Annotated in this window: 6 protein-coding genes and 1 tRNA gene; 1 reads left to right on the top strand and 6 read right to left on the bottom strand. The window is 43.4% G+C overall.

Going from position 1 to position 7,958, the window contains the following annotated elements; genetic code table 11:
- Positions 1–177 precede the first annotated feature (177 nt).
- The 6 genes from FFM73_RS11765 to yycF form a co-directional block, all read right to left on the bottom strand.
- Positions 178–1,437, bottom strand: a complete 1,260-nt coding sequence (locus tag FFM73_RS11765; RefSeq protein ID WP_137631869.1) for a S1C family serine protease — start codon at positions 1,435–1,437, stop codon at positions 178–180.
- A 201-nt stretch (positions 1,438–1,638) separates the two neighbouring features.
- On the bottom strand, positions 1,639–2,448 hold the full coding sequence (locus tag FFM73_RS11760) for an MBL fold metallo-hydrolase (protein ID WP_137631868.1): 810 nt from the start codon (positions 2,446–2,448) through the stop codon (positions 1,639–1,641).
- Between the two features lie 152 nt (positions 2,449–2,600).
- Positions 2,601–3,431: a two-component system regulatory protein YycI gene (locus FFM73_RS11755; RefSeq protein WP_137631867.1), complete on the bottom strand. Its 831-nt coding sequence runs from the start codon at positions 3,429–3,431 to the stop codon at positions 2,601–2,603.
- A 16-nt stretch (positions 3,432–3,447) separates the two neighbouring features.
- Positions 3,448–4,746, bottom strand: coding sequence for a YycH family regulatory protein (locus FFM73_RS11750; protein ID WP_137631866.1), 1,299 nt, complete (start codon positions 4,744–4,746; stop codon positions 3,448–3,450).
- Positions 4,736–6,550 (bottom strand): cell wall metabolism sensor histidine kinase WalK, encoded by a 1,815-nt coding sequence (gene walK, locus FFM73_RS11745; RefSeq protein WP_373278673.1) that lies wholly within the window; start codon positions 6,548–6,550, stop codon positions 4,736–4,738. Before walK ends, FFM73_RS11750 begins: the two co-directional genes overlap by 11 nt.
- A gap of 98 nt (positions 6,551–6,648) precedes the next feature.
- Complete coding sequence (gene yycF, locus FFM73_RS11740; protein WP_089136875.1) at positions 6,649–7,371, bottom strand: response regulator YycF; 723 nt, start codon at positions 7,369–7,371, stop codon at positions 6,649–6,651.
- A 406-nt stretch (positions 7,372–7,777) separates the two neighbouring features.
- On the opposite strand from yycF, the gene FFM73_RS11735 reads away from it, so the two are divergent.
- Positions 7,778–7,850: transfer RNA gene (locus FFM73_RS11735), tRNA-Lys, on the top strand.
- Positions 7,851–7,958 lie beyond the last annotated feature (108 nt).

Genomic DNA, 7,958 nt, shown 5'->3' with positions numbered 1-7,958 from the left:
AAGTATAACGCCTGGGAGACTAGGTGTCCTTTTTTTGCAAAAAAACAGGCCTAAGTTTCTCAGTGTTGAACTTAATCAACACTAAAAAGCTTAGACCCGTCTTTTTCACTAAACATGAAAAGGCTGAAATCTGATTACTCAGATTTCAGCCTTTTATTTGATATGCATGTTATTTATTTATCGATTCAATTGTGACGTTGTTTCCGTCAATTTAACTTTAGCCGTCTTTTGACTGCCATTGTGGTAATAAGTAACGGTAACAGTGTCATTGACCTTGTATTTATACAGCAGATCTCTCAACGTTGAATTCGTACTGATCTTCTTGCCGTCCAAGGCGGTAATCACGTCGTACTTCTTAATGCCGCTGCGACCTGCTGGTGTTGTTGCGCCTGGTGTCTCCATGACAACGACCCCATTTTCAACACTAGCTGGTAATTTCAAGATCGACTTTTGCTGTGACTTAGAAATTTCAGACAGATCAACGTACTTAATACCTAACGCTGGCCGAACGATCTTACCGTTCTTGATCAGTTGATTGATCACGGAGACGACTTCGTTACTTGGAATGGCAAAGCCCATCCCTTCAACACTCGTTCCGGAATTATCACTTGCTAGTTTCATGGAATTGATACCCACCACTTGGCCGGCTAAGTTGATCAACGGACCGCCAGAGTTCCCGGGGTTGATCGCGGCATCCGTTTGAATGACCGTTGCGTTACCCGTTTGTTGATTGGTGGCTTCATCCGTAGTAGCCACCGTCCGTTTCTTAGCTGAAATAATCCCTTCAGTCAGAGACGTTGCGTATTGCGAACCCAATGGTGAACCAATAGCAAGCGCCGTTTCACCAACTTTAATGTTATCGGAGTTACCAAAAGTGGCCACCTTCGACACATCGGCACTGTTAACTTTCAACACAGCGAGATCAGTAACCGCATCTTTGCCGACTAACTTAGCATCGATCTTCTTACTATTGCTCAAAATCACTTCCAGCGCGTTAGAACCGGCAACCACGTGATTATTCGTGACGATATAAGCACTGTTACCGGCCTTCTTATAAACGACACCTGAGCCTTCCGAGCTGGCCTGCAGACTGCCATTAGAAGAGTTGCCATTAGACTGATTACCGCCTAAGATGCCATTCAAACTATTGGAGGACTGGTTCTCCTTCTTCAAGTTGATAACTGAGACTACTGAATTTTTAACGTTTGAAAAGGCTGTTGAAGCTTGTGAGCTGACATTGACCTTCATATTACTGGTTGAGGCTGTTCCGGATTTATTGGAACCGGCTGGAACTGAACTGGTATCGCGATTGCTGATGTAAGTTGCACCGCCATACGCAATACCACCACCTAGTAGACCCGCTACTAAAGCCGTTACGGCAACTTTAATCAGCAGGCCGCGATTATTATTAGATCCTGGTTTTTGTTGATTATCCATACTCCGCGCGAATCGCGCTTCCCTCCTTGTATGTCATCACAATTTAGGTTAAGTGATGAACGCCGTTATTTAGGGCATGATACCGTCCCATAAACTGACTCAATTAACATACTCATGAATCTATTTTACCCATGATGTGTGAAATTTGTTTGAAGCTTTCCTCGAAAAAAGGATAAATTTTTCTAAAAGAATTTAAAAAGATCAGAGCGTGACTAACCCACTGGCCTTTTCTGGATCCGTATCCAGAATTTTAAAATCATGGTTAACGCCGAAATCATGGTCTTCCATGATCGAAGCAACGGTCAGACGGGCTAACGACTTCATGTTGTTTTCCTGACTCAAGTGACCCAAAAAGATCCGTTTGGTGTGATTGCCCAAAACATCCATCATCACGTCAGCACCGTCTTCATTGCTTAAATGACCGGTGTCACTCAAGATCCGCTGCTTCAACGGCCATGAGTAACTGCCCATCCGCAGCATTTCAACGTCATGATTACATTCCATCAAGTAGGCATCAGCATTCTTGATCACACCCTCGACATGGTCTGATACGTAGCCGGTGTCCGTGAGTACTACAAAGCTCTTACCACCGCTGTGAACGGCGTAAAATTGAGGCTCAGCAGCATCGTGGGAGACCGTAAAGGATTCCACGTCTAGATCGCCCATGCTCAGAACGGAATCTGGCGCAATGATGTTTTTTTGAGCCAATGGGATCTTACCAATTTTACTGGCCATAGCATCCCAAGTCCCCTGGTTCGCATAAACGTCCATACCGTAACGCCGTGCTAAAACCCCCACGCCCTTGCGATGATCTGAATGCTCATGAGTTACGAATAGGGAATCAACGTCACTTAGATCCCGGCCGATGGACTGCATGAGATTCTCAATTTTTTTGCCACTTAACCCGGCATCGATCAGAATCTTGTGATCAGCCGTTTCCACATAGGTACAGTTACCCGTACTGCCGCTGGCTAGAACACTGACCTTTAAGCCGTCATTTTGCTTTTGCATAAACTGCCCAACTTCCTTTTTTTAAATACAAAAGGCCCCACCAACATGGTCATTGGTAGGGTCGTGAATAATGGTCCTCAATGATTGCTCGTCGTTACTATTACAACGCATTTTACAGCGAAACGCAATCATTAAATACTACTTATATGTCATTATGTGAGGGTGAAAATTTCTGAATTTGCATTGCTGGTTTGATTATTATCACCAGTCTTAATGACCTCACCCGTGTAAGCATTCACCCGCTTTAAAATAATTGAAGATGAATTGTTAAGCTTCACTGCAAACACCCAAGTCGGTAAGAAGACACACTGCCCGCGCGCCGTTAAGAGCCGCGTGTAAGCCAAATGAACCCAGGAAACTTTGGCACCGTTAGGAATTTCATTGTACTGGTATAACCAGGTCAATGCCCGTTCCTCACTGATCGTTTTGGTTTCTTCCTTCAAAATTTTAACGTTTGATAGATAGTTTTGACTGTAACCGACTACCTGATGCTGACTGTTCAGATCAAAGCGGATCTGACCAAAATGCGAATAGACCGGCTTTTGAGCAACGTGCTGAACGTAAATTACCTCACTGCTACTGGATAACTGCTTGCTGTAGCTATACTGCTGCCCCTCAGCAATCAGTCCCGGATTAGTGATAATTTTATCTAGGGTTTGTTTCGCTGAACCGTTAGTTAGCTTAATGGGTGTTTTGAATTCACTGACCAATTCGTTGCCGCTAAACCGGACGTCTTGCTCCTGTAACTTAGGCGCGTCCTGTCGCAGTGAATCGTCATTATTTCCTGAGAAATAATACCCTTCATACTTTTTGGTAGTCGGTGTACTAAACGTAATTTGGTCCTTATGCATCTCTTCTAAGATATTATTATTCCCAGTAGCAGTTGAATCACCAACGTTACTGTGGTTAAACATCATAAATAAGAGCACATCCATCGCAATAAAAATCACTAAGAAAATCCACTGAATTCGTTTAAAATTCACGTCCGGCTACCCCCTTTCACTCTTGACCAGTTAATTTACCGTAACTTTCCCACTGGTTGCCGATCTTAACGTACCAGGTCGGTAATAGATTAACCACTTTGGGTAGAGTTTTATCCCGGCTCCATTCATAGCCCAGTTCAATATCCTGAATCTTATTTTCCCGGACGCCAGCAGACTTAAGGTGCGAAAGTAAGTCTTGGGTCGACATCACGGTAGCTGAACTTTGAACCGGTGGAATCGGTACCTGTAAGCTATCCAATGAGAATTGCATCCGGTACGATGACTGATCTAATACCCGCATTTGAATGGCGCCAAAATCACTCTGATCAAAGACTGGCAGCCCACCGGCATACGTCCGGAAAGTTGCAGTATCCGTACCGGAATCATAAGAGTAAAAGCGGATGTTATCTAGTGGCATCCCCACCATAATAAATTGCTCATAGACGTGATTCATTGTCTGTAGGAAACTACTGCTCTTAACTTGTGAATTATAGTTCGTAAAGGTGACCGTATCCGTCGACTTATTGATGTTCATATGTCGGAAACCGTGATCATCATAATCGGTACTGTTCTTGTGCCGCTTAACCTGGATGTTGCTGTTCGCATTCGTCGTCATGATCCGGTTTGCATAATAGTCCTGCGTTTGCTGCGTCAACTGGTAACTATAAGTCCGCACTTTGAAGCTATTAGGATGATTCAAAATAACCTTGTTGTTCACTAACCTAAAGGAAACTGGATGCTTCACCATTTGATCAGCTAAAACGTGTCGCAGCTTACCTGTACGATTATTTTTTAACGTCACCCGAACGATCCGATAGCCCTGATCATTTAACAAATAAAGGTGCTTGGGATCGTTTAATAACAGCTGCATCCGGCTAAACTTCTGATTTGGGAACTTCAATTGATTGTTGAAGGCTTTTCGAAAGAAGTTGACCGAAATCGCAGAATTATAATTTAGCAAAACCGTATCGTGCCGTTTTAATTGCTTGAGATATTTTTGAGAATTCCCATGACTGACGCTTTGGGCATTATCCGCTGTAAAATGACTCATTCGATCTCGTAGATCAGTCGCCACGTTCACGCGATTATCAGTCAGCATTTCTTGTTTACCGGACTTGCTGGTTGAGACGAATTGAGAGGGTAAATAAATATCTTGAAAAGTGGTGTTATTACTGTTATCGGTATTTTTAGTCACTTTAGTGCGACTGCTTAAGTTCGAGTGAGCCGGATTCGTCCACATCATTCCTGATAGTCCTAAACTGATTAGGATTGCAATCACCAGACTCGTTGGCAGCCATAAATTTCTAAGCTTCATCCCAGAGATCATCCCCCTCATCGTAAGGTTCGTATGGCAGTGAAATGTAGAAGGTGGAGCCGTGACCTTCACGACTCTCTACCCAAATTTTGCCACCCAATGACTGGACAACTTCTTTGGAAATCGCCAGGCCAAGCCCCGTACCGCCTTGCGCACGGGAACGCGCTTTATCGACCCGATAGAACCGGTCGAAAACGTGGGGAATATCAGCCCTAGGAATCCCTAATCCCTGATCAGCAATACTTAAGATCACATTGTTGTTGGTTTCAATCAACCGGCAAGTGATAATTCCGCCATCCGGTGAATACTTGATGGCATTATTCATGATGTTATCGATCACTTGGGTAAACCGGTCAGTATCAATTTCAACCCACAGATCACGCTTAGTAAATTCCCGCTTAATGGTGTAATGCTTATCAGACCGGTCTTTTTGCTCATCACTATCGATGATCATATCAAACCGGTTCAAAATATAGTTATACAGTTCATTAAGATTAACTAGTTCCAAATTAAGCTTTTGGGTCCCTGAATCCATTCTTGATAGGGTCAAGAGATCATTGATCATCCGAATCATACGGTCGGTTTCTTCTTGCGTAACCTTTAAGAACTTGGGTGCGATCTTAGGATCTTTCCAAGCACCATCGGATAACGCTTCAACGTATGACCGTACACTGGTTAACGGGGTCCGTAATTCATGGGACACGTTAGAAACAAATTGTTTGCGATCTTGATCGATCTTTTGCTGTTCAGTTACATCGTGCAGCACACAGGCCAGCCCACTAATAAACCCAGATTCACGCTGGATCAGTGAGAAATAGGCCTGCAGGATCAGATCATGGTCGTCAGTAGAGAAGTCCAGCATAATTTCATCCGGATCTTCCAGTAAATCACGTAACGTATATTGGTCGCGAATCTTTAAAATATCCAAAATCGACTGACCAATCGCCTGATTGGAGTCGATATCCAAAAATTCAACGGCTGTTTCGTTAATAATCGTCACGTTTCCACGACGATCAGTGGCAATCACACCATCGGTCATGTGGGCCAAAACCGAGTTCAGCCGCCCACGTTCAGATTCCGTGGACTCTTGTGCTTCTTCCACACGAACAGACAGGTTATTAACCGCACTGGCTAACTGACCCAATTCATCATTACCATAAACTTGAACCTGCCCAGAATAATCTCCGCGAGCGATTCGCTGTGTCTGTTCCTTCATTTCAGTAATTGGCACAGTAATTGCCCGGGAAATAACGATTGATAAAATTAAGCCCATGATGATCGCAATAACGGCTGCACCAAGGTAGATTGCAGTCACTTTGCTGATACTGTCATACACGCTTTCCAGGTTGGCACGAATGTACACGACCCCAACGGGCGTACTACTCCCGCTGCTTTGCTTAATTAATGGTGTGACTTTAGTGTAATAATATTGATTTGATGACGCATCAAACGTCGTTGTTTCACTGCCAGCACTGTTATTATAAATGACCTTTTTAACGGTGTCGTCAGTGGTTTTTTGACCAACGATTTCCTGATTGTTGGCCTCATTGGTTCCCCGAATGGTGCCCTTATTGTCGATGACGCGGATCTGCGCGTTCGCCGTGCTAGGAATATTGGCATCAGACAGGAGAATGCGAATCTGGCGATCAGCTGAGGTCGTATTAGACCGTGCCAGCTGAGACGTTAAGTTCGTACTGACGTAACGTTGCAGTGAAATTTGGCTTTTGAATTGTCGCAAATTTTGAGTCTCTAATTGCTGCACAAAAGCGGCTCCGACAATTTCCAATGTAATAATGAGCATCATCGCGAATACGAACGCGATTTTGAATTGTATCGAATGATACCATTTAATTTTTCGTTTCACGTTACCGTTTACCCCTTAAACGTCTTGCATGCGTAAGTTTACGCCTGACCCGACTCGCTTTCAGTATTCCGTAAATAATACCCCACACCACGACGGGTAACTAACCACGTTGGGTGACTAGGATTATCTTCAATTTTTTCACGCAGTCGACGTACGGTCACATCAACTGTTCGGACATCACCAAAATAATCGTAACCCCATACTGTTTGCAGCAGGTGTTCACGCGTCATGACTTGGCCAATATGCTGGGCCAGATAATGCAGTAATTCGAATTCACGGTGGGTCAATTCAATGTTTTGACCACGTTTAGAAACGGAATAGGCATCTGGATGAATGACCAGATCACCAATTTCGATGTCTTTGTTTTCCTCTTCTTCCGGCTGAGCTGCGTTAACGGTGTTTTGTCGGCGCAGGTTAGCCTTAACTCTGGCAACCAGTTCACGGTTGGAAAATGGCTTCGTAACATAGTCATCAGCACCCAGTTCCAAGCCTAAGACCTTGTCTAGTTCGGAATCCTTAGCAGTGACCATAATGATTGGCATATCGTGTTTCATCCGTACCTGACGGGCAACTTCCAGCCCATCGATCTTCGGTAACATTAGGTCCAAGATAATTAAATCTGGATTAACTTCTTCAACTTTTTGAAGGGCTTCTTCACCATCATGGGCGACCACCACTTCGTAACCTTCTTTAGTTAGGTTAAATTTTACAATGTCAGTAATTGGTTTTTCATCATCGACAACGAGAATAACTTTTTTCATCTGAACATATCCTCCTTCAGATAACGATTCGTTCAAGTATATAAATTTTTAGTTTTAGGTGCTTTTCGGTCATTCCAACGCAGTAGCACGGGCCACGCAGGAGAATTCAAGTAGGCGGCAGGTACATTTGGATAATATCTGCACAAGGCTTATTATATCACAGTATTTTACATTACGCGAAATGGCTAACCTCGCATGAAATAAGCGTTTACAGCATAAAAGATAACTTGTTTGTATGATACAATCAATTTGCTTGAAATAATCCAGTATCTGCCCATTATTTATATTTTTTAAGTTTTTTGGCACTTTTTTTCAAAAAGTTGTTGCCAATCACTTTTTATCATGATATATTAGTAAACGTTGATTAAGACAGAACTTAATCGCGAGGCATTAAATATGTCGATATGGGCAGTTAGCTCAGCTGGCAGAGCAACGGACTCTTAATCCGTGGGTCCAGGGTTCGATCCCCTGACTGCCCATCATATACAGGTTCTTCGTCAACTGTTGTTGGTGAACAAAATATTGGAGTTCTAATCACTTGGTGATTAGAGCTCTTTTTGTATGAACTCGAAAAGCGAACAGCACTC

The sequence above is a fragment of the Secundilactobacillus hailunensis genome, assembly GCF_005405185.1.
In the GTDB taxonomy this organism is placed as follows: Bacteria; Bacillota; Bacilli; order Lactobacillales; family Lactobacillaceae; genus Secundilactobacillus; species Secundilactobacillus hailunensis.
The sequence above is the reverse complement of the archived record's forward strand: the minus strand, read 5'-3'. Positions and strand labels throughout refer to the sequence as shown.